The 24,150-nt window shown below is 63.9% G+C and carries 22 protein-coding genes; 10 read left to right on the plus strand and 12 right to left on the minus strand.

The genetic code is table 11. The features are described from left to right. Positions 1-151: 151 nt before the first annotated feature. Both FJ941_RS09415 and FJ941_RS09420 read left to right on the plus strand, forming a co-directional pair. Positions 152-1,774, plus strand: coding sequence for an FAD-binding oxidoreductase (locus FJ941_RS09415; RefSeq protein WP_140504983.1), 1,623 nt, complete (start codon positions 152-154; stop codon positions 1,772-1,774). 18 nt (positions 1,775-1,792) lie between these two features. After that, entirely contained in the window at positions 1,793-2,419 is a 627-nt protein-coding gene (locus tag FJ941_RS09420; protein WP_140504985.1) for a hypothetical protein, read from the plus strand. Positions 2,420-2,426: 7 nt separating this feature from the next. Here FJ941_RS09420 and FJ941_RS09425 read toward each other — a convergent pair whose 3' ends face one another. The 4 genes from FJ941_RS09425 to FJ941_RS09440 all read right to left on the minus strand — a co-directional run bounded on the left by FJ941_RS09425 (position 2,427) and on the right by FJ941_RS09440 (position 5,663). Beyond that, positions 2,427-2,948: a hypothetical protein gene (locus FJ941_RS09425; protein WP_140504986.1), complete on the minus strand. Its 522-nt coding sequence runs from the start codon at positions 2,946-2,948 to the stop codon at positions 2,427-2,429. Between the two features lie 135 nt (positions 2,949-3,083). Further along, complete coding sequence (locus tag FJ941_RS09430; RefSeq protein ID WP_140504988.1) at positions 3,084-4,082, minus strand: alpha/beta hydrolase; 999 nt, start codon at positions 4,080-4,082, stop codon at positions 3,084-3,086. Between the two features lie 15 nt (positions 4,083-4,097). Further along, on the minus strand, positions 4,098-5,222 hold the full coding sequence (locus FJ941_RS09435) for a hypothetical protein (RefSeq protein ID WP_140504990.1): 1,125 nt from the start codon (positions 5,220-5,222) through the stop codon (positions 4,098-4,100). A 6-nt stretch (positions 5,223-5,228) separates the two neighbouring features. Continuing rightward, a complete protein-coding gene (locus FJ941_RS09440) occupies positions 5,229-5,663 on the minus strand; it encodes a hypothetical protein (protein ID WP_140504991.1) in 435 nt (144 codons plus the stop codon). Between the two features lie 781 nt (positions 5,664-6,444). Here FJ941_RS09440 and FJ941_RS09445 point away from each other — a divergent pair. Further along, complete coding sequence (locus tag FJ941_RS09445) at positions 6,445-7,383, plus strand: diacylglycerol kinase family protein (protein WP_140504993.1); 939 nt, start codon at positions 6,445-6,447, stop codon at positions 7,381-7,383. A gap of 226 nt (positions 7,384-7,609) precedes the next feature. On the opposite strand, the gene FJ941_RS09450 is transcribed toward FJ941_RS09445, so the two are convergent. The 3 genes from FJ941_RS09450 to FJ941_RS09460 are packed head-to-tail and all read right to left on the minus strand — an operon-like array spanning position 7,610 to position 11,351. Next, complete coding sequence (locus FJ941_RS09450; protein WP_140504995.1) at positions 7,610-8,527, minus strand: NAD(P)-dependent oxidoreductase; 918 nt, start codon at positions 8,525-8,527, stop codon at positions 7,610-7,612. Continuing rightward, positions 8,524-9,738: a mandelate racemase/muconate lactonizing enzyme family protein gene (locus tag FJ941_RS09455; protein WP_140504996.1), complete on the minus strand. Its 1,215-nt coding sequence runs from the start codon at positions 9,736-9,738 to the stop codon at positions 8,524-8,526. Before FJ941_RS09455 ends, FJ941_RS09450 begins: the two co-directional genes overlap by 4 nt. Further along, a complete protein-coding gene (locus FJ941_RS09460) occupies positions 9,735-11,351 on the minus strand; it encodes a GMC family oxidoreductase N-terminal domain-containing protein (RefSeq protein WP_140504998.1) in 1,617 nt (538 codons plus the stop codon). The genes FJ941_RS09455 and FJ941_RS09460 overlap by 4 nt, the downstream gene beginning before the upstream one ends. 204 nt (positions 11,352-11,555) lie before the next feature. Between FJ941_RS09460 and FJ941_RS09465 the strand changes: the two genes are divergently transcribed. Both FJ941_RS09465 and FJ941_RS09470 read left to right on the plus strand, forming a co-directional pair. Beyond that, positions 11,556-12,497 carry a phosphoribosylaminoimidazolesuccinocarboxamide synthase gene (locus FJ941_RS09465; protein WP_140504999.1) on the plus strand — a complete coding sequence of 314 codons (942 nt, stop codon included), beginning with the start codon at positions 11,556-11,558 and terminating at the stop codon, positions 12,495-12,497. Positions 12,498-12,681: 184 nt separating this feature from the next. Next, on the plus strand, positions 12,682-13,077 hold the full coding sequence (locus FJ941_RS09470) for an acyl-CoA thioesterase (protein ID WP_027143305.1): 396 nt from the start codon (positions 12,682-12,684) through the stop codon (positions 13,075-13,077). A 470-nt stretch (positions 13,078-13,547) separates the two neighbouring features. On the opposite strand, the gene FJ941_RS09480 is transcribed toward FJ941_RS09470, so the two are convergent. Beyond that, on the minus strand, positions 13,548-13,916 hold the full coding sequence (locus FJ941_RS09480) for a helix-turn-helix domain-containing protein (protein ID WP_140505002.1): 369 nt from the start codon (positions 13,914-13,916) through the stop codon (positions 13,548-13,550). A 90-nt stretch (positions 13,917-14,006) separates the two neighbouring features. On the opposite strand from FJ941_RS09480, the gene FJ941_RS09485 reads away from it, so the two are divergent. Next, the gene (locus tag FJ941_RS09485) at positions 14,007-14,612 is read left to right on the plus strand and encodes an NADPH-dependent FMN reductase (RefSeq protein ID WP_140505003.1); all 606 of its coding nucleotides are present in this window, start codon (positions 14,007-14,009) and stop codon (positions 14,610-14,612) included. Between the two features lie 297 nt (positions 14,613-14,909). On the opposite strand, the gene FJ941_RS09490 is transcribed toward FJ941_RS09485, so the two are convergent. Further along, positions 14,910-15,338 (minus strand): sigma factor, encoded by a 429-nt coding sequence (locus FJ941_RS09490; protein WP_246672628.1) that lies wholly within the window; start codon positions 15,336-15,338, stop codon positions 14,910-14,912. Then, the gene (locus FJ941_RS09495) at positions 15,335-15,739 is read right to left on the minus strand and encodes a YciI family protein (RefSeq protein WP_140505004.1); all 405 of its coding nucleotides are present in this window, start codon (positions 15,737-15,739) and stop codon (positions 15,335-15,337) included. The genes FJ941_RS09490 and FJ941_RS09495 overlap by 4 nt, the downstream gene beginning before the upstream one ends. A gap of 233 nt (positions 15,740-15,972) precedes the next feature. Between FJ941_RS09495 and FJ941_RS09500 the strand changes: the two genes are divergently transcribed. The 4 genes from FJ941_RS09500 to FJ941_RS09515 all read left to right on the plus strand — a co-directional run bounded on the left by FJ941_RS09500 (position 15,973) and on the right by FJ941_RS09515 (position 21,805). After that, positions 15,973-16,899, plus strand: a complete 927-nt coding sequence (locus tag FJ941_RS09500) for a DMT family transporter (RefSeq protein WP_140505005.1) — start codon at positions 15,973-15,975, stop codon at positions 16,897-16,899. A 331-nt stretch (positions 16,900-17,230) separates the two neighbouring features. Further along, entirely contained in the window at positions 17,231-18,712 is a 1,482-nt protein-coding gene (locus tag FJ941_RS09505) for a family 16 glycosylhydrolase (protein ID WP_140505006.1), read from the plus strand. A gap of 35 nt (positions 18,713-18,747) precedes the next feature. Further along, entirely contained in the window at positions 18,748-20,484 is a 1,737-nt protein-coding gene (locus FJ941_RS09510; RefSeq protein ID WP_140505007.1) for a type I secretion system permease/ATPase, read from the plus strand. 1 nt (position 20,485) lies between these two features. Continuing rightward, positions 20,486-21,805: an HlyD family type I secretion periplasmic adaptor subunit gene (locus tag FJ941_RS09515; RefSeq protein ID WP_140505008.1), complete on the plus strand. Its 1,320-nt coding sequence runs from the start codon at positions 20,486-20,488 to the stop codon at positions 21,803-21,805. Positions 21,806-21,827: 22 nt separating this feature from the next. Here FJ941_RS09515 and FJ941_RS09520 read toward each other — a convergent pair whose 3' ends face one another. Both FJ941_RS09520 and FJ941_RS09525 read right to left on the minus strand, forming a co-directional pair. Beyond that, positions 21,828-23,138, minus strand: a complete 1,311-nt coding sequence (locus FJ941_RS09520; RefSeq protein WP_140505009.1) for a hemolysin family protein — start codon at positions 23,136-23,138, stop codon at positions 21,828-21,830. Positions 23,139-23,218: 80 nt separating this feature from the next. After that, positions 23,219-24,133 (minus strand): LysR family transcriptional regulator, encoded by a 915-nt coding sequence (locus FJ941_RS09525; RefSeq protein WP_140505010.1) that lies wholly within the window; start codon positions 24,131-24,133, stop codon positions 23,219-23,221. Positions 24,134-24,150 lie beyond the last annotated feature (17 nt).

Consider the following 24,150-nt stretch of genomic DNA (forward strand, 5'->3'; position numbering starts at 1 on the left):
TCCAATCTGGCCGGTTCCTTCGGGGACCGGCCATTTTCATTACCTTGGGCACTCACCGCCAGGCGACGACGGTGGTAAAACGCCGTTCCGGCAGCGCCGCTATGGTTTTTGCCAAAAGGCCGCGCTATTCCTTGGCTGACGGGGGATCCGCATGGCCGAGGAACAAAGGGGATTTCGCCTGTCGCGGCGGCTGCTGCTGGGGGCGGCTGTTTTCGGCGGCGCGGTACTGTGGGGTGGTACCACCGTGGCGCGGCTGGCGCGTGGCCCGTCAGGGCCGAAGAACACCGGACGCATCGCCGATATAGACGGCGTCGCGCTGCCGCTGAAGCCGATCGCCAGCCCGCCGGCCTTCGATCCGTCGCTGCCCTGGCTGGCAAAAGGCGGCGACATCAACGACGCCAGCGGCCTGTCGAGGACGCCGGTCTACGGCATGGTCGAGGTCAGCGAGGAAGAGCACATCGCCAGGGCGCTGGCCTTCGCGCGCGCCACCGGGCTGAAAGTGTCGCTGGCGGCGATCCGCCATTCGATGGGCGGGCATGCTTTCGACGACAATGCGCTGGTTCTCGACCTCAGAAAGTTCAACAAAGTCACGGTGAACGCCGCGGCCAAGACAATGACCTTGCAGCCGGGCGCGTGCTGGCACGACATCCAGAACATGCTGCATCCGCTTTTCGCGGTGAAGGCGATGCAGTCGACCGACATCTTTTCGGTCGGCGGCTCGCTGTCGGTGAACGCGCATGGCATGGACCATCAGGCAGGCTCGGTGGCCGGTTCGATCCGCTCGATGCGGGTGATGCTGGCCGACGGTTCGGTGACCACCTGCTCGCCAGCCGACAACAGCGAGTTGTTCCGCCATGTCGTCGGCGGCTACGGCCTGTTCGGCGTGGTGCTGGAGGCGACGCTCGATATCGTCGACAATGCCGTCTACCGCACCTCGCGCGAGATCATCAAGTCCGACGATTTCCCGAAATTCTTTGCCGAGGTGCTGGAGCCGAACAAGGACATCGGCCTGTTCTACGGCCATCTGTCGACCGCGCCGGGCAATTTCCTCGAGGACATGATCGTCTACCGCTACGATAAGGTGGCGGAGCAGCCGCCCGCCGACCAGCCGGCGCTCGGCGAGCCCGATGGCGTCGGCCTGAAGCGGGCGATCATGAACATGGCCAAATGGGGCAGTGCGTTCCAGGAACTGAAATGGTTCACCGAAAAGACGCTGGAGCCGAAATTCGAGAGCTGCACGGTGCCGCGTACCTCCGCGCTTGCCGAGGGCGAGGCCTGTCTCGTCACCCGCAACAACCCGATGCACGATTCGGTGCCGTATCTGTTCAACGACCTCATGAGCGAGACCGACATACTGCACGAATATTTTATTCCTCGCGCCGCCTATGTCGAATTCATCGCGGAAGCGCGCGAGATCCTGCGCAACCAGGATCTGCCGGTGCTCAACGCCTCGGTGCGCATCGTCCACAAGGAGGACGTGGCGCTGACCTATGCGCCGGAGCCGGCCTATTCGCTGGTGCTCTATATCAACCAGCCCGCCGATGCCGATGGCAATACCAGGATGCGCGCGCTGACGCGGGCCCTTATCGACCTAACGATCAAGCATGGCGGGCGATTCTTCCTGCCCTACCAGCTGCACTATACGGCCAAGGAGCTGCTGGCGTCCTATCCCGAGCTGCCGGCTTTCCTGGCGGTAAAGCGCCACTATGACCCGACGGAACTGTTTTCCTCGACCTTCTACCGTGCCATCAAGGCGCTGAGCGGGACGGTTTAGCAGTCAGAGGAGAATTCCATGCGGATGGGATCAGCGGCGGCGGTGTTCGCCTTCGTCGCACTTTGCCCCGGACCGGCCGGCGCTGAAGACCTGAAAGCCTTCAGGCTGACGATCGACGGCAAGGCGGTTGATATCGATGCCGGCGAGAGCGCCCATGTGACGTTGCCGGACGGCAAACAGGTCGAAGTGAAGCTCGACAAGAACGATTTCGCGACCTTTTCCGGCGACAGTTTCTCCTTCAACCATCCGAGCGGCATTTCGGTGACCAAGACCGATCTCGGCGAGAACATCACGCAATATCTGATGGCCTCGGCGCTGGGCACGATCGTCGTGGTGCAGGAATACGGCAAGATGAACCCGGTGTCGCTGAACCAGCTGATGCTGCAGGAGATGACGAAGGAATCGGTCAAGGCAGGTGCCAAGCTGACGCAGCAGCCGACGACGCGCAAGCTCGCGGACGGCAAGGAATTGACCGGCATCACCGCCGAGGTGAAGACCCGCACCGACACCGCTTATTTCGAGATCGTCGGCTACGGTCTCGCCGACCAGGGACTGCTGTTCATTACGCGTGTCGCGGGCGAGGACGCGGCGACCGAGAAGCCGCTGATCGACAAGTTCTGGCAGAGCCTGAAGCTGAAGATGTAGGCGAGGCCTACAGCTTGCCCGGCACCAGGCCGGCCAGCCAGTTCACGGAGCGCTTTGCCGCGTCGGCGGTTGCCGAGACGGCGCGGCCGAGATCGGTCTTGACCACGGCGTAGCCATTCTTCGTGCGGTAGAGCACGCCGGTGCCGCCATCCACCACCTGTTCATAGGCGACGGGGCGCGCAGCGGCCGCGTCCAGGGCCGTCGTGGGCGATCCGACCGGGACGCTCGGCCGATGGCTGAGTTCCGGCGGCAGCGGGCTTTCCGTTCTGACGATCCGGCTGGCGGGCTTCAGTTCCGGGCCCGACGCGATCGCGGCCAGGTGCGATGAGGACGCCGAACCTTTCGCGCGACAGATGCCGGACACCAGCGGATAGTTGAAATTGCGCTCGTGCAGGATCTGGCTTTTCATCGCGGCTTCGCAATCGGCGATGGTCGACCACTTGGCCGGCGTCTCGCCGATATATTCGCACAGCTTGGCGTCGCAGTCGCAGCCGACGATAGTCATGGCGACAAGGGCGGTCTTGATCACGGTCTCGTCCCTTCGAGATGCCCCCCGGCAACCCAGTCAGGCGCATGTCGCGTTCCAGGCGACATGCATTCTCCATTGCGCGCGAACAAGGCGGGATTTTGGCTTCGACCGTGGAATGTGCGTGGCGGCGCGTGCCTACCCAGTGCCCGGCAAGGTCCGTTTGAGGAAATTGGCGATCAGCCGCACCACGTCATGCGGGCGCTCGACCTGCGGGATGTGGTTGACACCATCGAGGACGGTCAGTTCGGCGTGTGGAAACAGCGAGGCGATCTCTTCGCCCTGGGCCAGCGGCGTGGTCGAATCCTCTCGCCCCCAGATGACGAGAACCGGCGGCGTGAAGGCGCGATAGTTCGCCTTGTTGGCGGCAAGCGATTTCCGCTCGTCATTGTAGAGGCCGCTGAACAGCCAATGACCAACGGCATTGGTGGTGCCCCTGACGTTCAGCGGGCGCGTGTAGATGGCGATGCGCTCCGCCGTGACGAGATCGTCGTTCTCGATAAATTTGCGCAAGCCGAACCGGGTCATGAGCGGATTGGTGAAGGTCGAGGCAGTCAGAAGCTGGCGTGGCCAGTCCCTTTTCAGGAGGGATGCGAACGGCAGGGCCGAAGCCTCGGTCTGGCCGAGGCCAATCGCCACGTCGAGCAGAATCAGCGCATCGATGCGATTCGGAGCCGAGAAGGCGGCTTCGATCACGCCGCCACCACCATAAGAGTGGACGCCGACGCTGAAATGCCGAAGGCCGAGCGCGTCGGCAAAGCCAAGGACACGCCTGGCGTGAGCGGCGCGCGAATAGTCCTGGTCGGCCGGTCTTTCCGAATAACCGAAGGGCGGCATGTCGACGGCGATCACGCGGAAGCCCTGTTCACCCAGCGGCGCTGCGATATCGCGGTAGGTCTCGGCCCACGATGCCGTGCCGTGGAACAAAAGCAGGGGCGATCCGTCCGGCGGTCCCCAGACCTGGTAGTGCATCTTCAGCCCGTCGACCGTCGCGAACAATGCTCCCGCCGGAGCCGCTTCCCGCGGCGACAGGGTCTCGCGAAAAGCCGCTGCGGCGCGAAAGCCGACGAGCGTCACAATGACCAGCACGACCAGCGTGAGCGCGAGCCAGCCGACAATCCGGATCAGTCGACGCATGGCAGGACTGTCGCCTCAATAGTCGTAGACGTGTTCGAGCCCGGCTCCGGCCTTCATCAGCGATGGCAACACCAGATGCAGCTTGCGCACGGCCACGACCATGCCGGTGCGGCGCGTCGAGGGATCCGCCGGGAGCGGATAGCTGAACAGGATGCGCATACCTTCGGGGACGGCGATCGAATCGGTTGACAGCACCGTGACCATGATCTCGTCATTGCCACCGATCTCGACAAAGGAGACACCCTTGTCGATCAGCCGCGGGATCATGTCGGTGAAGACCTGATATCGCTTGGTGACGAAGATGGTGCCGTCCGGGCCCAGGTCCCGTTCCAGCAAGGTGTCGGGCTCGTCGCGGGTGGCCTCGCCGACCGGCCCCTTTGCCCAGACATGGACATCGAGGAAGGCCAGGTCGGAAGTCGCGGCAAGCGCCTTCTTGATGAGGTCGGCATACCCTTGCTTGATGGTGTCGGCGAGGCCGAAGGCGAGCTTGCGTTCGCTGGTGCGGATGGAACTGTCACCAGGCGCCGGCTGCACGGCAAACAGTCCGGCGCGCTTTTGCGCATAGGGAAACTGGTACCACGGCACCTGGTCGAGAAAGCCTGCATAATCCGCCGCCACCTTGGCCTGGTAGATGTCGGCGGCGGTGCGCTTGCCCGATGCCGCCTCGGTGATGCGGCCGACCGTGTTTTCGTAGGCCCACTGCAATATATGCTCGATCGAGTGGCTGGTGCCGATGATGATCAGCATCTGGTGGTTGGCATAGTTGAACTTGTAGGGGGAACTGGCGCGCATCACCGTCGCGTAATCCTGCCAGAAGCGGCCGACATAGGACCAATAGGGAAAGCCGCTCGGCTGGTCCTTGGCGACGAAACCGGCGTATTCGCGCGCGGCGTAGACGATCGCCCATTCCGGATAGGTGAGGAAGGTCGATTCCTCCGGCCGCTGGTAGCCGGGGATCTCGGCGCGCACCTTGTCGGCCAGCGCCTTGGGTGGCGCGCCGTCGGCAATGCCGGGCAGCGGCGTCCTGTCGAGCGACGGCGTCGTCAGGAAGCCATAGGCGAGCCCAGCGATCGGGATCAGGATAACGATGACGATCAGCCAGAGGATCGCCTTGATGAGGCGCTTTATCAAGCGGGCCATGGCCGGTCAGGCCGTGGCGAAGTGGTCGTAGATGCGCTTCGACAGCCAGAAGCCGATATAGACGGCGATGCCGCCGATGACGATGTGCGGCAGGTTGGCGAAGAAGCGGGTGGGGAATTCAATGTCGTTGAGGGAGCGGAAGCCGTTGATGAAGATGCCGGCATCGAGGCAGCCGGAGCCGGTGATCAGCCCGAGCACGCCGTCGAACAGATAGACCGAGCCGAACAGCTTGAAATAGAACACCGCCTGGCGGTGCGAGATGAAGGCGGCGGCCAGCGCCCAGACGCCGGAAAAGGCATGCAGCAGGTCGTCATACCATTGCAGCGAGAACAGGCCGAACAGATTGCCGCCGGCATCGTTGAAGGCCGGAATGTAGCCGATGGCCACGACAGCGAAGAACAGGAATGCATAGGCGACGGCAAGCTTCTGGATCAATGTCATGAAGTATCCCCCTTCAATTGACGTCGAACGTTAGCTGATTTTGTTTCCGGTTGCAGCCCCAACCGGAAACACCGCAACAATTGTGTGGGAGAGCCAAAAGACAGTCGGCGCCGGGATTTCTCCCAGCGCCTCCCTGTCAGATCAGGACACGGTCGCGGCAGCAACTTCCGTAAAGTCGTCGCGCCATGCCGGCCTTGATTTTGACGGTCCTGCCAGAAGCCGCCCGAGGGCGACGTCCGTTCCAGACCACGCCGGTCTTGGCCCTTGCGGGCTTTGCCCTGCGTGCCATCGAAGGTTTTTGCCGTCCTTCATGGCAGCATCGGTCCGCCGTCGGCGTTGGCACGCTTTCCGCGGCCCCGTAGGTCTCGGCTTCCGTCCCTCGAACAGGCAAGCCTGCTCTCGCTTCGGGCCGTACGGGCCTCAGGAAATCCGCCTTTCACTTCGCCTTTCGGCTTGATGATCGGTAGCCGCCTGAGATGGGTTGAACTTACGCCGGGTAAGGGGTTTGGGGAATGGCCGCGCCCCTGTGGATAGCGGGATTATCGGGGACCGATGCCAGAAGCTAGGGAAATTCAGGCGCGAAGGCCTTAGACAGCCTGCCCCGCTTTTCGGCGAACGAACCGACGGTGCCCCCTTGCTCTGCCGACAGGCGCGGGTTTCAATGCCGGCTAAGATCGGGGCCGGCTAAGATCGGGGCCGGCTACGATCGGGGCCGGCTAAGATCGGGGCCGGCAAAGGATCGGGCGCGGCATGTCCGGCGCCTTCCGGGGGAGGACGCGTAGTGAAGGTCGGGGTGGTGCTCAATCCGATTGCCGGTGGCGGCCGGCTGAAACGGCATTGGCCCGATGTCGCCGCCGCGCTGAAAAAGCACTTCGGCGATTTCGAACTGCGCGAGACGCAGGCCGAGGGCGACGCCGAACGGCTGGCGCTCGATCTCGCGGCAAACGGCTTCGACCTGGTGATCGCGGCCGGCGGCGACGGCACGGCCAGCGAAGTGGCCGACGGCCTGCTGCAGGCCCGCGAGGAGGGCGGCAGGACAGCCGAACTCGGCCTGCTGCCGTGCGGCGCCGGCATCGATTTCGCGCGCGGCCTCGGCCTGCCGAAGGAGATCGACGCAACGCTGAAACGGATCGCCGACGCCAAGGCAAGGGCGGTCGATGCCGGCCGCATCTGCTATGTCGACGATCATGGCGCGCTGGCCAGCCGGCACTTCATCAACATCGCCAGCCTCGGCCTGTCGGGCGCCACCGACCGCGCCGTCAATGCCGACAAACGCAAGGGCAGGATGTCGGCCAAGGCGCTGTTCCTGTGGCGCACGGTGGTCGAGTTCATCCGCTACCGCTTCCAGGACGTACGGATCACCGTCGACGACGCCACGCCGGTCGAGGCGCGGATGGCGCTGGTGGCGGTGGCCAACGGCAAATTCTTCGGCGGCGGCATGATGATCGCGCCCGATGCGGAGCTGACCGACGGGCAGTTCGACATCGTCATCCTGCGCGCGGCCGGCAAGCTGAAGCTGATCTGGGATATCAGGCTGCTCTATGGCGGCAGGCATCGCAACCATCCCGCCATCACCATCCTGCGCGGCAGGAAGGTGGTGGTCGAACCGCTCGGCGATGTGGAAAAGAACGGCGCGCTGGTCGATATCGACGGCGAGTCGCCGGGGCGCATACCGGCGACCTTCGAGATCCTGCCCGGGGCGTTGATGCTGAGATATTGAAGCGAGGCGTTGCCGGAGGGGTAGAGCGCCCGCGGCGGAACAGCACCGTTGCAACGCCTTGATGTACCGCGTGGAGGGTGTTTTCGCCAATCGCCGTGGTATGCAATCCGATCGAAACTCTCGCTCAGGAAACCAGTCGAGATGTTGCAGCTCTGATTCAAGTTGTTGCGGCTATGATTCTAGATTCTTGCCCAACGCATTGATTTCATTTGCTGGCTCATGTTGCTCAAATCTCCAGCTTGGCCGGAAAACCGGGCGCACGAAGATCGGTTCCGACCGCGTCTTCCAGCAGCTTGACGATCTGGGTCGACCAGGCGTCGCCGCCATAGGCAGCCTTGCCCTGCTGAAAGATTGCGTCGACCCGCGATGCGAGCTCCAGCGGAACGCCGAAATCCCTGCCCATGGCGAGCGCGAAGCCAAGGTCCTTCAATGCCAGGTCCATGGTGAAGCCGATGTCATAGGAGCCGTTCAGCACCAACTGGCTTTCGGTCTCGTGCACGAAGCTGTTGCCGGAGGAGGCCACGATGGCGTGGTAGCTCTGCGCGAGATCGAGCCCTCCCTGCTTGGCCAGCATCAGCGCCTCGCCGGCGGCGACCAGATGGATGAAGGCCAGCATGTTGGTGATGACCTTGATCACCGCCGCCGAGCCGATCGGGCCCATCAGGAACGACTTCGCGCACATAGCTTCGATGGCCGGGCGGTGGCGCTCGTAGAGGATGGCGTCGCCGCCGACCAGCGCGGTGATTTTGCCGACCGCCGCCAGATGCACGCCGCCGGTGACCGGGCATTCCAGCGTCTCGACGCCTTGGGCCGAGGCGAGGGTGGCAAGCCGTAAAATCTCGTCACGACCGTTGGTCGACATCTCGATCCAGGTGCCGCCCTTGGGCAGACCTTCCAGCAACCCGCCCGGACCAGCCAGCACCGCCTCGCTGACTTTCGGCGAGGACAGGCACGTGATGGCATTGCCGACGCGGGCAGCGGCCTCGGCCGGGCTGTTGGCGGCCGTGGCGCCGAGCGCGACGAGGCGCTCGACGGCGGTGGGATCGCGGTCGACAACGGTGACGACAAAGCCGTTGCGGATCAGACTGGCGGCAAGGTTGCCGCCGAGATGGCCAAGGCCGATGAAGGCGTAGCTTTCGCTCACGGCATCAACGGTGTCTGCATCATCTGCAGATGCAGGTCCTTGCCGGTATAGGGATGGGCATCGCAGACCGCCTCGTTGAGCTCGACGCCGAGCCCAGGCTCCTTCGATGGGATGACATTGCCGTCCTGCCATTCGATCTTCTTCTTCAAGAGCGTGGCGTGGAAACCGTCCCACTGTTTCAGCGATTCCAGGATGAGGAAATTCGGCAGCGTCACCGCGAGCTGGATGTTGGCGGCACCGACGATCGGCCCGCAATAGCAATGCGGCGCGACCTGGATGTGATAAGCCTCGGCCATGGCGGCGATCTTCTTGGTCTCCAGAATGCCGCCGGAGCGGCCGAGATCCGGCTGCAGGATGGTGGCGGCGCGGTTCTCGATGACTCGCGCGAATTCGGATTTCGTGGTCAGCCGCTCACCGGTGGCGATCGGAATCGAAGTCGCACGCGCCACCTGCGCCATCACTTCGGGCATGTCAGGCGGCACCGGCTCCTCGAACCACAAGGGATCATAGGGTTCGATGGCGCGCGCCAAGCGCAGCGCGCCCGATGCGGTGAACTGGCCGTGCGTGCCGAACAATATGTCGGCGCGGGTGCCTACCGCCTCGCGGATCGCCTTGATCATGCGGGTCGAGACGTCGATGTCGATGAGGCGCGGCTGGTGGCCGTCGAAGGCGGTGTAGGGGCCGGCCGGGTCGAGCTTGACGGCATTGAATCCCTGCTCGACATATTCGACCGCGCAGGCCGCCGCCATCTCCGGGTCGTTGTAGACATTCCTGCCATCCGGCGCGTCCTCGGAATGCACGCTGCCGGTGTGCGGATAGAGATAGGTGTAGGAGCGCAGCGTCTCGTGCACCTGGCCGCCAAGGAGCTTGTAGACCGGCTTGTTGGCTTCCTTGCCAACGATGTCCCAACAAGCCATTTCGAGTGCGGAAAAACAGCCCATGCCGGTCACGTCAGGGCGCTGGGTGAAGCCGGAGGAATAGGCGCGGCGGAAGAAATTCTCGATGTCGTGGGGATCGTGGCCGATCAGATAGCGCTCGGCCATGTCCTCGACGAGCTTGGCCGTGACATGGGCGGAGAAGGTGGCGTTGTAGGCCTCGCCATAGCCGACCACGCCGCCATCGGTGGTGAGCTTGACGAAGATGAAATACTTGCCGCCGATGCCGGGTGGCGGGTTGCCGACAACCCATGTCTTGACGTCGGTGATCTTCATGTGTGGTCCTCCAGAACCAGTTCGGCGCCCTTCCACCCGGTCATGACCGAGGCAGCGTTGGTGTTGCCGGTGATGTTATCGGGAAAGATCGAGGCGTCGATGACGCGCAAGCCTTCGAGCCCGTGCACCTTGAGGCGCGGATCGACCACGGATCGCGAGGGGTCGGGGCCCATGCGGCAGGTCGAAACCGGGTGATAGACCGTGCCGGAGCGCTTCCTGAAATCGGTAATCAGGTCGGCGTCGGACTGGATCGACGGGCCGGGCAACACCTCTTCGGCGATGATCTCGGCCATGGCGGGCATCGAGGCGATCTTGCGCACGAATTTCACCGCCGCCAACATCTCGTCGACATCGGCGTTGGTCGAGTAGGCGTTGGCGACGATTTTGGGATAATCCAGCGGATTGCTGGAGCGGATCATGATCTCGCCGCGGCTCGACGGACGGCAGTTGGACAGGCCGATGGAGAAGCCCGGCCACGGATCCGGCGTCAGGATCGGCCGCTCGCCGTTCTTCGGGATGAGCGTCGAGAAGGCCTGGAAATAGAGCTGCATGTTGGGCCGGGAAAACGCCGGGTCGGTGCGGAAGAAGCCACCGCCATGGTTCATCGACAGCGACAGCGGGCCGGAGCGGGTCAGGATGTACTGCATGCCGACCAAAAGCTTGCCCCACCAGGGGCGCAGGATCTGATTGAGCGTCGGCAGCTTGCCCTTGAAGGTGTAGTTGATGCCGACATGATCCTGCAGATTGGCGCCGACATTCTCGTTGGCATGAACGACCGGGATGCCCAACCCGTTGAGCAGCGCCGCCGGGCCGATGCCGGAGAGCTGCATGAGCTGTGGCGAGTTGATCGAGCCGGCGGACAGGATGATTTCACGGCCGGCGTGGGCCGTCTTGGTCTGGCCGTTCCGCAGATATTCGACGCCGACGGCGCGCCTGCCTTCGAACAGGATGCGGCTTGCCAGCGCATTGGTCTCCACGCGGACATTGGCGCGCTTTATCGCCGGGCGCAGGAAGGCGCGGGCGGCCGACATGCGACGGCCGTTTTTGGTCGAGATCTGGTAGATGCCGACGCCTTCCTGGGCGGCGCCGTTAAAGTCGGGATTGAGCGGCAGTCCGGCCTGCTGGCCGGCGGCGAGATAGCGTTTGGTCAACGGGTGGACGGCGCTGGCTGTATCGCTGATGTGCAGCGGGCCGCCGGTGCCGCGCCATCGGTCGGCGCCGGCCTCGTTGTCCTCGAGCGCCTTGAAGGCCGGCAACAGATCGTCATAGCCCCAGCCGGGATTGCCGGCGGCGCGCCAGTCGTCGAAATCCTCGCGCGCGCCGCGGATCCAGACCATGGCGTTGATCGAACTCGAGCCGCCAAGCAGCTTTCCGCGCGGCCAGTGATCGACATTGCCGCCGAGGCCGGGATCCGGCTCGGTCTTGTAGTTCCAGTTGACGGCGGGATCGAAGAAGGTCTTGCCGTAGCCGAGCGGCATCTGCACGTAAAAGCGCCGGTCACTGCCGCCGGCCTCCAGCACCAGGACCGAGAAGCGCCCCGAGGCCGACAGTTTGTCGGCCAGGACCGAGCCGGCCGAGCCGGAGCCGACAATGATGAAATCGTAGGTCTGCATGGTGGACGTCGGTGGCTCCTGAATGTGGCACCAACCTAGGCGCGGCGGGTCCGCCAAGTCGCCGGGCCTTCCGGCATCGGTTGTGAAAAAAGCGACTGGTATATCCAGCCGGGTTGCCGGGAATACCGACAATCACGCTTGATATGTATGGGGTCGACGGACTATGCGAGGGCATCGGCCACTCTGCGCAAGGCAGGAGAACCCATGCGTGTCCTGTCGGATGCTTTCATTCCCGAACTGCCGGGCTATTACAAAGGCAAGGTCCGCGAGAATTACGACCTTGCCGACGGCAGGCGCATCATCATCGCCACCGACCGTCTCAGCGCGTTCGACATCATCCTGACCTCGGTCCCGTTCAAGGGAGAGATCCTGACGCAGACGGCGCGGTACTGGTTCGAGGAAACGGCCGATATCTGTCCGAACCATGTGCTGGAATATCCCGACCCGAATGTCGTCGTCGGCACAAGGCTCGACATCCTGCCGGTCGAGATCGTCGTGCGCGGCTATCTGGCCGGGACCACCAGCACCTCGATCCTGACCCGCTACCGGCGCGGCGAACGGGAGATGTACGGGATGCGCCTGCCGGACGGCCTGCGCGACAATGAGAAGCTGGCCGAGCCGGTCATCACGCCGACCAGCAAGGCCGCGGATGGGGGCCATGACGAGCCGCTGTCCAGGGCCGAGATCATCGGGCAGGGTCTTCTTACGCAGGAGCAGTGGGACACAGTTTCGAGTTACGCCCTGAAGCTGTTCGCCCGCGGCCAGGCGCGCGCCGCAGAGCGCGGCCTGATCCTGGCCGACACAAAATACGAATTCGGTACCGACAAGGACGGGACGATCATTCTCGCGGACGAAATCCACACGCCCGACAGCAGCCGCTACTGGATCGCCAGGAGTTACGAACAGGCGCTGGCTGATGGCACGCGACCGGAGAGCTTCGACAAGGATTTCATTCGCTCGTGGGTGACGGCGCGCTGCGATCCCTACAAGGACCCGATCCCGAGGATTCCGGACGAGATCATCGAACAGGCCTCCAGCGTCTATGCCCAGGCCTACGAGGCGATCACCGGCAAGGCATTCGTTCCCGACACCTCCGGGGACACGGTTCTCGACCGTATCCGCGCCAACCTTGCACGTTATTTTTGAGGGGTGCGATCTCGGGGAACCGCGTTCCTTCTGATACCCGAAGCCGCTGAAAATCAGGCACAATCGGGCGAATGCCAGGGTAGCCGATGGCCTTGGGGCGAGGAATCAGTAGCCGCCGCGCGTTGACCTATTCCTGTAGCGGCGATACGGGATCGATGACCATCACTGCTTAAGGATTCTGCCCATGGTGCAGTACGCGGACGGACGGCCGATCGGAGACCTGACGCTGCGCACGCTGGCCATGCCTTCGGACGCCAATGCCGCGGGCGACATTTTCGGCGGCTGGGTGATGGCGCAGATGGACCTTGCCTGCGGCATCCGCGCCGCCGAGCGCGCCAGGGGTCGCGTGGTGACGGCGGCGGTCAAGGAGATGTCCTTCGCCAAGCCGATGAAGATCGGCGACACGCTGTGCATCTACACCCATGTCGAACGCGTCGGCCGCACCTCGATGACGCTCAAGGTCGAGGCCTGGGCGCAGCGCTATCTCTCCGACCTGATGGAAAAAGTCACGCACGCCGATTTCATCATGGTGGCGCTGGACGGCGAGGGCAAGCCGAAGGCCGTTCCAGCCGAAAGCTGATTCGATACCGCCAATCCGGACATTTGTAACATCGCCCGAGCGGAGCGATGCGGTCAGCGACATCCTGCCGTTGCCTCCACGCCCAATTCTGCGGGCGTCGGAGGAAGACAATGCGTCAACACCTATTGAACGGCTGGCTTGCGGCGGCTCTCGCCGCGCTCGCCTGCCTGCTCGGCATAACCGCTTCTGCCGAAGTCAAACAGGACCTAGGGCACACCGCCTGTCTGCGTGACACGGCTGGTGTGAAGGAGCGGACAGCGACGTGCACGATCTGCAGTTCGACGCCTTGCGGGGCCATGGCGCGAAGAGCCTGACCGGCTGCCTTTGGAATGTGGTCACCGCCACGCGCGTGAGCACACCTTGAGCGCCATGGGCGAACCAGGACTTCTCGTTCAGGGAACCATGACTTCGCCTTAAAACACGAACCGCCGCTCAGTGCGAAACTCCGGCCTCCTTGCCGCGCAAGGGTTTCAGGCTTGCATCTCGTCGAATCTGGCGCGCGCCGACTGAACGCGTTGGGTGTTCTTGCGGGCCCATTCGCCGAGCGCGCCGACCGGGACCAGCAGCTCGTGGCCAAGCTCGGTCAGCTCGTAGTCGACGCGTGGCGGGATGGTCGGAAACACCTTGCGGGTGACGAAGCCGTCGCGCTCCAGGCCGCGCAAGGTGGTGGTCAGCATCTTCTGCGAGATGCCGCCTACGGCCGCGCGCAACTCGTTGAAACGCAGCGGTCCGCGGCCAAGCTTGCCGACCACGAGCACGGTCCATTTGTCGCCGACGCGCTGCAGGATCTCCGACACGGCCCGGCAGTCCTCGGTGTCATGCGGGTGCCTCAGTAACAAAAACGTGCCTCCTTGCGCGCCGGTTTGTCAGTATCACATATAGCGCCGGTATCCAAACGATACCAAAAATTCCCGCAAGGAGAGCCCCTTATGTCCAAGCCCAAAATCGCCATTGTCATCGGTTCGACGCGCGCCGCCCGCTTCGCCGACGTGCCGACGCAGTGGATCGCCAAGATCGCCAAGGCACATGCCGATATCGATGTCGAAATCGTCGACCTGCGCGATTTTCCGCTGCCCTTCTTCGATGAGGTCGCGTCTTCCGCCTGGGCGCCGTCGCAGAACGAAGTCGCACAGCGCTGGCAGAAGAAGGTCGCCGGATTCGACGGCTTCATCTTCACTGCCGCCGAGTACAATCACGGCCCGACGGCCGTGCTGAAGAACGCCATCGACTACGCCGCCAACGAGTGGAACAAGAAGCCGGCCGGCTTTGTCGGCTATGGCAGTGTCGGTGGTTCGCGCGCTGTCGAACAGCTTCGTCTCCACGCCGTCGAATTGCAGATGGCGCCGGTCAAGTCCGCCGTCCATATCGCATGGGGCGATTTCCTTGCCGTCCGCCAGGGCGAGAAGAAGCTCGAAGATCTCGAGCACCTGAACCAGGCCGCCACCGCGCTGGTCAATGACGTCGCCTGGTGGGCCAAGGTGCTGAAGGCCGCTCGTGCCGCCGATGCTATCGCCGGGGAAGCCCAGGCGGCCTGATCCGCCGGATCGGATTGTCCTCCCAAGGCTACGGGGCGGTGCTTGCGCCGCCCTTTTTTGTTGGCGGGTTTCTTGCAAAGAAGTTGCGGCTTGGCCTGAAACTGCTGGAAACGCCGCGCCGCACCAACCAAACCTCTTGGCGTTGCGGCGGAGCATAGGAGGTGAACTGTCACCGGACGTGCTGAGGGCCAGCCTGCCCGAGCGGGTTCCAACTGGCGGCGAACGGACAGCTAAAGGTCGCAATCGGCTGCGCCGTGGCGCGGGCGAGCAGCAGGGCGCGTTCCCTGTCATTGCGGGTCAATTGGGCGGCGTGGCGGAACGCGGCGCTGGCTTCCGCCTGATGGCCTGCTCGGTTGGCAAGACGGGATGACAAGCGGTGAAGATCAACCGCAAAAGGTCGTCGTCGATATCCTCGTCGAGCGCCCCCTCGATGTCGGGAATCCCGCGCTCCAGCTCGCCGAGGTCTACGGCGAGTTCGCGATGTTTGCCGTCGATCATGGTGGTGCGGCGCAGCCGGTCGAGCGCGCGGTTCCTGGCGACCTGCGTCAACCAGGCGGCCGGATTGCGCGGAATGCCGTCGCGAGGCCAGCGCTCCAGCGCCAGCAGGAAGGCGTCCTGCGCGATTTCCTCGGCCAGCCCGACATCCCTGAGAGTGCGTGCCAATCTGGCGGTGAGCTTCGGCTGCTCGATCCGCCAGACGGCTTCGATGGTTGCGTTGGGGGTCAATCCTTCAGGCTGCCGAGGCGGTCCGCCACCTTCTGGACGTCCTCGGGAAATTCGCTCATTTCAAAGACCTGGCGGATTTCGATCACGTCACTCTCCCCGGCGGGGCAGCGGCGGGCCCATTCAATGGCCTCGTCGCGCGAGCGTACATCGATCACCAAATAGCCGCCCAGAACTTCCTTGACCTCGGCGAAGGGGCCGTCGACGACCACAGGCTTGCCGCCTTTGAAGCTGACCCGCGCCCCGGAGGATGGCGGATGCAGGCCGTCGAGCGCCAGCAACACGCCGGCTTTCTTCAGCTCGTGATTGTATTTCATCATCCGGTCCACCGCCTCGGCGCCGGGCATGACATCGGGCGCGGCGTCCGCGTAGCCGCCGGGGATCATCAGCATCATAAACCGCATGGTCTTTCTCCTGGGTTGGGTTGGTTCAATCATATGACGAGCGGGCAATGTCGAAATCGACACGCGCGGCAAGAAAATTCAGGTCGCCAGCAGTTCAGGGCCACAGTGGTTCGGGTCCTTAGTAGTCGGGCCCCCAATCAGGCCACAAGCCGGCTTGGTTGGACCGCCATATCGGCGGGGCTGCCATCTGGCCCCGCCGGTCGGCCCTGATATATCCGGCTGCGATCCATCACATGAGGGGCCTCGTGAAGTCATCCAGCCTGGCAGGCGCCGTTTCTCCCATGGTCCCGGTGCTTGTCTGCGCGCTCGGCATCTTCCTTCTGTCCGGGATGGACGCGGCCATGAAGGTCCTGGTCATCGCCGTCGGCGTCTACAACACGGTGCTGTGGCGCAGCATGCTCGCGACCGTGGTTGCGGGCGCCGGCTGGTCGGCGGGGCCGCGCACGCTGCCCACGCCTTCCGTGCTCAGGCTGCACGCATTGCGTGCCGCGGTCGTCGGCTTTGTCTTGCTGTCCTTCTTCTGGGGGCTCGCCAGACTGCCGCTGGCGGAGGCGATCGGGCTCAGTTTCGTAGCGCCGCTGTTCGCCCTGCTGCTGGCCGCGCTGCTGCTGGGCGAACGAATCCAGCGTCAGGCGATCTGGGCCTCGCTGGCCGGCATTGCGGGCGTCGCAATCATCGTCGTCGGCCAGTTCGGGCAGACAAGCCATGCCAGGGATGCCTTGCTCGGCACGGCGGCGGTGCTGGTGTCGACGGTGTTCTATGCCTACAATTTGATCCTTGCGCGGCAGCAGGCGCTGTTGGCCAAACCGATCGAGATCATGCTGTTCCAGAACCTTTGCGTGGCGGTCATCCTCGGTCTCGCCGCACCCTGGCTCGCCATTGCCCTGCCGCGCGAGCTCTGGCTTCCGCTGGCCGGAGTGACGGCACTGTCGCTCGCCGGCCAATTCCTGATGAGCTGGGCCTATGCGCGGGCGGAAGCGCAGTATCTGATCCCGACGGAATACTCCGCCTTCATCTGGGCGATCGCGCTTGGCTTCCTCTTCTTTGATGAGGCGGTGACCTGGACCACGCTGGCGGGAGCGGGCCTCATCGTGGCCAGTTGCCTGATCGCGGCACGTTCAAATCCCAGGCTTGCCGAGCCGATTGAAGCCGCTGTCTGAGGGCGTAAGCTTCCCGCCCCACCGCAGGATCTGGCGGCGAGAAGGGAGGCAGCGATGGGCCGGGTGGATACCCTTCATCCAAGTAGATCCTTCATCTAAGTAGATCCTTTGCAATTTCTGGTTTATACACAATTTTACTAAATAGCTGCGGTTAACCGACGCTCTCTTTACGGATAATAAGTATATGTCTTCCGAAAGATCGATGTTATGGTCAATTGCGTAATGATTCCCGGGAACGATATCGTTCCTTTCAGCATTGATCCAATGCGGCTATCCGAAGTTCGTATCGAACGGTTCGAGCTGGCCTGGCACCGCGAGGAGGATTTATTCGATGAGCTTCTTCGTCAACGCCGTGGGTGTTCCTCTTCCCTATAGCGGCACGTCCAACCACTGGTACTCAGCGACAGGGGCCGGGCCGGACATGTATGGCAGCGCCGGAAACGATTCCTTCTGGGGAGCAGGCGGTGCCAACGTCACGATGCACGGTGGCACGGGCGATGACATCTATTACCTCTATGGGGCGGGCAACAAGGTGGCCGAGGCCGCCGGGGCAGGCGTCGACACGATCAGCACATGGATGAGCTACAAGCTCCCCGACAATGTCGAGAACCTCATCATCACAAACCCCAATAACTACGCCTTCGGAAATGGGTTGGACAACATCATCACCGCCACGGCCGGGCACCAGACGCTGGACGGCGGCCGGGGAAATGACGTTCTGATCGACGGCGGCGGCGGCTACGACACCTTCATCATCTCGAAAGGCAACGGAAGCGACCTGATTGCCAATTTTGCCGCCACCGACACCGTCCGCCTCAATGGCTATGGCTTCAGGTCGTTCGACGCCATCCACTCGAACATGGTCCAGGCGGGATCGAACGTGCTGTTGAACCTCGGATCCGGCGAGATCCTCGAGTTCAAGGATACGACCGTCGACAAGCTGAATTCCAACCAGTTCCAGTTGCCGATCGACATGTCCGGAATGAAGCTGTCCTTCAGCGACGATTTCAACACGCTCAATCTTCACAATGCCCAGGGTGGCACATGGGATACCAATTTCTCATGGGGGGCGGCGAACGGCAGCACATTGACCAGCAATGGCGAGCTGCAATGGTACATCGACGCCAATTACGGGCCGACGAGCTCCGTCCACCCGTTCAGCGTGAACAACGGCGTGCTGACCATCACCGCCGCGCAGGCGCCGGCCGACATAAAGCCGCTGATCAATAATTACGAATACACGTCAGGCATCCTCAACACACACAGCACTTTCTCGCAGACCTACGGCTATTTCGAAATACGCGCCGACCTGCCCGAGAACGCCGGCACCTGGCCGGCCTTCTGGCTGCTGCCGGCAGACGGCTCGTGGCCGCCGGAATTGGATGTGATCGAAACGCGCGGACAGGACCCGAACTCGTTGATCATGACGGCGCACTCGAATGAAACGGGAACGCACACCAAGGTGACATTGACGGTGAATACAATGGATACCGCCGGCTTCCACACCTATGGTGTGCTGTGGACGCCGGACAAGCTCGTCTGGACCTATGACGGTGTCCAGGTCGCGGAAACGGCGACGCCATCCGATATGCACAAGCCAATGTACATGCTGGCCGATCTCGCGGTCGGCGGCATTGCCGGCGCGCCTCCCGATCATCTGGCGACGCCTGCCGAGATGAAGATCGACTACATCCGCGCCTATACGCTGGACAACGCGCCGGCGAGCGCTCTGCACCTCACCAGCAGCACCGCCACGCACAGCATCGCCAGCAGCACGCAGCACGGCGGTTCCGAATTCGGGGGCCACGTGTAAGGTCTCGGGATCATGCAGCGGCGGGAAATGCGGAAATGACTGGACCCTCCGGCCTGCGGCCGGTCTTCATGCGCGCCATCGCCGATGTCGGCGTCTTCTCGCTGCTGATCAACATCCTGCTGTTGGTGATCCCGCTCTACCTGCTGCAGGTCTATGATCGCGTGCTGCCGTCCTCCAGCGTCGAGACGCTTGTCTATCTTTCGGCCATCGCGGTTCTCGCGCTCGCCTTCCTCGGGCTGCTGGACGCGATCCGCGCCGTTTACACGCAGCGCGTCGCGGCGACCGTCGACCGCAAGCTGGGTGCCAGTACCTTCGCCGTTTCGCTCGGCGCAAGATATGCCGGCGGCCTGTCGCCGCTGCGCGACCTCGCCTCGGTCTGCGCCTTCATCAGGTCGCGCGGCGTGGCGGTGCTGTTCGACCTGCCCTTCGCCCCTGTCTTCCTCGCCTTGCTCTATCTCATCCATCCGGTGCTGTTCTGGGTGACGGTCGCCGGCGCGGTGCTTCTGCTTTTCCTGGTCGTGGCCAACCAGCTTGCCATCGGCAGGAACGATGCCTTGTCCACGGAGCGTTCGGCCTTGGCCAGCCAGGCGGAACAGGCCTTTGCCCGCAATGCGGAAACGCTGCGCGCCATGGGTATGGTGGAGAACGCCGCGCGGGTCTGGGGACGGCACGTAGGGGCGGCGCTCACCTTCCATGACCGTTCCTCGAGCGCCAATGCGATCTTCAGCGGCGCCTCGCGGGCGTTGCGCATGATGCTGCAACTGGCGATCCTCGGCGCCGGCGCATGGCTGGTGCTTCAGGGGCAGATGACGGCCGGCATGATCTTCGCCTCTTCGCTGGTGTCGTCGCGCGCGCTGCAGCCGCTCGACCAGCTGATCGGCGCCTGGCGGCAGATCGCCGACGCCCGGCGGGCGTGGGCACGGCTGGAAAAGGCGCTTGCGGCACGTCCGGCCGAGTCGCGAAAACTGATCCTGCCCGATCCGGCAGGCGCGATTTCCGCGCAGGACGTTTTCTTCATGGCGCCGAATGCCCGACCCGGCACGGAGCCCCTCCTCAAGCGGCTGACCTTTGCGATCGGCGCCGGCGAAGCGTTGGCCATCGTCGGTCCGAGCGGCGCCGGCAAATCGACGCTGGCGCGGTTGCTCGTGGGTGCCGCCCAACCGACCGGCGGCTCAATCAGGATCGACGGCGCCGACCTCGGGACCTGGGACGAAAGCCAGCTCGGAAAGCATATCGGCTACCTCTCGCAGGAGGTCGAGCTCTTTCCAGGATCGATCGCGCAAAACGTCGCCCGCTTTGACCCGGAGGCGGACGACGGGGCGATCGTCGAGGCGGCAAAGCGCGCCCAGGTGCATGAGTTGATCCTGGCGCAGCGCGATGGCTACCAGACCATGATCGGCCCGTCGGACAGGGCGCTGTCGGGCGGCGAGCGCCAGCGAATAGGGCTGGCGCGCGCCTTCTACGGCAATCCGCGGTTCCTGGTGCTCGACGAGCCCAGCTCCCATCTCGACGGTAGCGGTGAGGCCGCGCTCGAGGCGGTGCTTTCGGCCGCGCGGACGGCGGGCGTCACGGTCGTCGCGATCACCCATCAGCCTTCGATCGCCGCTGCTTGCGACCGCGTGATGCTTTTGCGCGGCGGCATGATCGAAGCCTTCGGTCCAAGCGGCGAGGTGCTGCGGCGGTCGGTCACCGGCAAGGCGGTCCAGCAGAGCACGGTGGTGACCGGGTCGTTCGCCCCGACGATCCGCGCGGGTGGCAGTTTCGGATCCTGAGATGACGACACGGAGCCTCGCCCGGGACAGTCAGCCCCGCACCGACATAAGACGCGTGGCCCTTACCGGCTATGCCGCCATAGCGCTGCTGGCGGGCGGCTTCGGCTACTGGGCCGTCAGCGCCCCCTTGTCGGGAGCGGTGATCACGCAAGGCACGATCTCGGCAACCGGCGGAAACATCCAGATCCAGCATCGCGAGGGCGGTATCGTCCAGGCGTTGCTGGTCCATGAAGGCGATCGCGTGCAACTGGCCCAGGATCTGATCGTGCTGGACCCAACGGCCGCGCGGGCCGAACTCAACCGGCTGACGAGACAGTCGATCGCGCTCAGGGCGAGTGCGGCGCGGCTGGAGGCGGAACGCGACGGGTTGGACAGGCTGGCGCCAATCACCGAAGCGGCGCCGGCACCTTTCCAGCCCGATTTCGAGATCCTGATTCGAGAACAGCAAAAGGAATTCGACGCCAGGCTCGCCCGGTTCCGGTCGGAAAAATCGATCCTGGCACAACGGGTCGCCATGCACCGGCAGTCGGTGGCGGGGTTACAGGCCCAGAAACAGGCCGTTCAGCAACAAGCCGAAGTCGTAAAGAAAGAACTCGGCATCAAGACCGGCTTGCTGGACAGGGGCCTCACCAATCGTACCGAATACTCCCAGCTATTGCGCAGCGAAGCCGATCTCGTCGGGCAAGCCGGAGCGCTGGAGGCCAATCTCGCGACGGCCAACACCCAGATCGTCGAAGGCCAGGAGCAGACCGAGCGCCTGACCACGCAACGCGTCGAGGAGGCGCTGACGAAACTGGACGACGTTCGCTCCAATCTGGCCGATGTCGACGAACAGATCAGGGCGGCGGAGGCGGTGCTGCGGCGCACGACGATCAAGGCGCCGGTAGCGGGCATCGTGGTGTCGTCGACCTACAATTCCAAGGGCAGCGTGATCGCCCCGGGCGAAAAAATCATGGAGATCCTGCCCACTGCGTCGGGCCTGGTCGTCGATGCGAAGCTGCGGCCGAAGGACATCGATCAGGTCCGTGTCGGCCAGCCGGCGAAACTGCGATTGTCCGCGTTGAACTCGCGGTTCACGCCAGAGGTTTCAGCCACCGTGACGCAGATTTCGGCGGATCGGCTCATCGACCAGACCACGCGTGAACCCTATTTCCGCGCCAAACTGACGATTGCCGCCGACCTGCCGCCCGGCGTGAGGCGCGATCAACTTTATCCCGGGACGCCGGTCGAGGCGTTCATCAGCACCGGCGAGCGGACTTTTTTCGAGTATCTCGCGCGGCCGATGCTCGATTCATTCGCGCGCGCTTTCGCGGAGCAGTAGATCCCCTTGGACATTTGAACGGTCAGCGTGCCATCTCGCGGTGGCCGCTGGGCAGGCGGGTGGCGATCAGCTTGTCGATGCGGCGGCCGTCGAGGTCGACCACCTCGAAGCGCCAGCCCTGCGCGTCGACGCATTCGCCGGTCGCCGGCAGATGGTGCATGTGCGACAGCACATAGCCGGCGACGGTCTCGTAGTCGCGGTTCTCCGGCAGGTCGATGCCCAGCACCTCGGCCATCTCGTCGGCCTGCATGTAGCCGGCGAGTAGCCATGAGCCGTCATCGCGCTGGACGGCGTTTTCTTCCTCGCCGGCCTCGAGGTCCGAGCGGAAGACGCCGGTGATGGCTTCCAGAATGTCGGCGGGGGTGACAATGCCTTCGAAGTGACCGTATTCGTCATGCACCAGCGCCATCGGCACGTTGCTCTCCTTCAGCTTCTGCAGCACGTCCAGCGCATCGGCCTGGTCGTGCACGATGGGTGCCGCGCGCACATATTTGCGCGGGTCGAGCGCGCGGCCGCCGAGCAGCGCGGCCAGCACGTCGCGTGTCTGGATGACGCCGATCATGGCGTCGACCCCGCCGTCGCCTGCGGGCAGGCGCGAATGCTGGGTGTCCATCAGAAGCTTGCGGATCGTGGCTTCGTCGGACTGCAGGTTGATCCAGTCGACATCGGTGCGCGGCGACATGACGGCGCGCACGGCGCGGTCGCCGAGCCGCATGACGCCGGCGATCATGCGCCGCTCGTCGGATTCGATGGTGCCGTGATGCTCGGCCTCGGCGACCAGCATCTTGATCTCCTCGTCGGTGACCTTTTCCTCGCTTTCGCCGCGATGGCCGAGCAGCCAGAGCACGGAACGGCCCGAAATATCGAGCAGGAAGACCAGAGGGGCCGAGACGGAGGCAAGGATGGTCATTGCCGGGGCCGCGCGGGCCGCGACCCGCTCGGGATCGCGCAACGCAATCTGCTTGGGCACCAGTTCGCCGATGATCAGCGAGGCATAGGTGATGATGGCCACGACGATGCCGACGCCGAGCGGATCGGCGATGTTCTCGCGGATGCCTGTCGAAGCCAGATATTGCGCCAGCCTCTGGCCAAGCGTGGCCCCGGAAAAGGCGCCCGATAGCACGCCGACCAGCGTGATGCCGATCTGCACGGAGGACAGGAATTTGCCCGGATTGGAACCAAGCGCCAAAGCGCGGCCGGCGCCTTTGACGTTGCGGTCGATCATCGCCTTCAGGCGAGCCGGCCGCGACGAGACGATGGCGAGTTCGGACATCGACAGAAGGCCGTTCACGCAGATGAGGACGACCACGGTGGCGATTTCAACGTATAGCATGAGGGCTCAATAGCATTGCCGCACGGCTTTCGAAAATAGTCGGCGACCATTTTAGAAAGATGACGGCGGATGCGGGGCGATCAGACGGCGTCCCAGGGTGGCGATGAGAAATGCGCGACCAGCGCGTCGACGACGACCCGCACCTTGGGCGTCAAGGCCCGTGTCACCGGCCAGATGGCATGGACGGAAATGTTTTCGACCAGCGTGTCCACAAGCACCATTTCGAGCGTGCCGCTCCTGAGGCTGTCCGCCACCAGCCAGGTCGGCAGGAAGGTTATGCCGCAACCGGCAAGGACCGCGCCGAGCATCGACTCGCCATTGTCGAGCACCAGCCTTGCCCGCGGCGTGAACTTCACGACATGGCCATCGGCCTGCCTGATGCTCCAGGCGTGGGCGACGCCGTTGCGGGTGTAGCCGATCAGGTCATGGCCGGCGAGATCCTCGATCGTCCGGGGTCTGCCGTTTCTGTCGAGATAGGCGGGGGCGGCGCATATGGCCGAACGCTGGGTATAGAGCCGGCGTGCGGCGAGCGACAGGCTGTCGTCGAGGTCGCCCATGCGGATCGCAAGGTCGATGCCTTCCTCGACGAGGTCGACGCGGCGGTCGTTGAATGAAATCTCCATGGCCAGATCGGGAAATCGCCTGGAAATGTCGAACAGCACGGGAGCCACGCAGCGGTGGCCGAAGGCCGAGGGCAGGTCGACCCGAAGCCGGCCCGAGGGCACCTGCCGGCGCGAGGCAAGCAGCGCCTGGGCGGCTTCGATCTCGGACAGTGCCCTGACGCAGGCTTCATAATAGGACAGGCCTTCACTTGTCGGGCTGAGGCTGCGCGTGGTGCGGTTGAGCAAGCGGATGCCAAGCCGCTGTTCCAGCTGCGCGACCGATTTGCCGACCGCCGATTTCGTCACGCGCAGCCGCTCTCCGGCGCCGGTGAAGCTTCCTGCCTCGATCGTTTGAACGAAGGCGACGATGCCTTGCAAATCCGCGGATTCCATCGATCTATTCCCATTGT

The sequence above is a fragment of the Mesorhizobium sp. B2-3-13 genome (assembly GCF_006442195.1).
Lineage (GTDB): Bacteria > Pseudomonadota > Alphaproteobacteria > Rhizobiales > Rhizobiaceae > Mesorhizobium > Mesorhizobium salmacidum.

What these genes read in the sequence shown, in the direction of transcription:
- FJ941_RS09525 (WP_140505010.1), bottom strand. Translation starts at nt 24,133, where the DNA reads ATGGAATCCGCGGATTTGCAAGGCATCGTCGCCTTCGTTCAAACGATC.
- FJ941_RS09520 (WP_140505009.1), bottom strand. Translation starts at nt 23,138, where the DNA reads ATGCTATACGTTGAAATCGCCACCGTGGTCGTCCTCATCTGCGTGAAC.
- FJ941_RS09465 (WP_140504999.1), top strand. Translation starts at nt 11,556, where the DNA reads ATGCGTGTCCTGTCGGATGCTTTCATTCCCGAACTGCCGGGCTATTAC.
- FJ941_RS09435 (WP_140504990.1), bottom strand. Translation starts at nt 5,222, where the DNA reads ATGGCCCGCTTGATAAAGCGCCTCATCAAGGCGATCCTCTGGCTGATC.
- FJ941_RS09505 (WP_140505006.1), top strand. Translation starts at nt 17,231, where the DNA reads ATGAGCTTCTTCGTCAACGCCGTGGGTGTTCCTCTTCCCTATAGCGGC.
- FJ941_RS09415 (WP_140504983.1), top strand. Translation starts at nt 152, where the DNA reads ATGGCCGAGGAACAAAGGGGATTTCGCCTGTCGCGGCGGCTGCTGCTG.
- FJ941_RS09455 (WP_140504996.1), bottom strand. Translation starts at nt 9,738, where the DNA reads ATGAAGATCACCGACGTCAAGACATGGGTTGTCGGCAACCCGCCACCC.
- FJ941_RS09460 (WP_140504998.1), bottom strand. Translation starts at nt 11,351, where the DNA reads ATGCAGACCTACGATTTCATCATTGTCGGCTCCGGCTCGGCCGGCTCG.
- FJ941_RS09515 (WP_140505008.1), top strand. Translation starts at nt 20,486, where the DNA reads ATGACGACACGGAGCCTCGCCCGGGACAGTCAGCCCCGCACCGACATA.
- FJ941_RS09420 (WP_140504985.1), top strand. Translation starts at nt 1,793, where the DNA reads ATGCGGATGGGATCAGCGGCGGCGGTGTTCGCCTTCGTCGCACTTTGC.
- FJ941_RS09510 (WP_140505007.1), top strand. Translation starts at nt 18,748, where the DNA reads ATGACTGGACCCTCCGGCCTGCGGCCGGTCTTCATGCGCGCCATCGCC.
- FJ941_RS09440 (WP_140504991.1), bottom strand. Translation starts at nt 5,663, where the DNA reads ATGACATTGATCCAGAAGCTTGCCGTCGCCTATGCATTCCTGTTCTTC.
- FJ941_RS09470 (WP_027143305.1), top strand. Translation starts at nt 12,682, where the DNA reads ATGGTGCAGTACGCGGACGGACGGCCGATCGGAGACCTGACGCTGCGC.
- FJ941_RS09485 (WP_140505003.1), top strand. Translation starts at nt 14,007, where the DNA reads ATGTCCAAGCCCAAAATCGCCATTGTCATCGGTTCGACGCGCGCCGCC.
- FJ941_RS09500 (WP_140505005.1), top strand. Translation starts at nt 15,973, where the DNA reads ATGAGGGGCCTCGTGAAGTCATCCAGCCTGGCAGGCGCCGTTTCTCCC.
- FJ941_RS09430 (WP_140504988.1), bottom strand. Translation starts at nt 4,082, where the DNA reads ATGCGTCGACTGATCCGGATTGTCGGCTGGCTCGCGCTCACGCTGGTC.
- FJ941_RS09495 (WP_140505004.1), bottom strand. Translation starts at nt 15,739, where the DNA reads ATGCGGTTTATGATGCTGATGATCCCCGGCGGCTACGCGGACGCCGCG.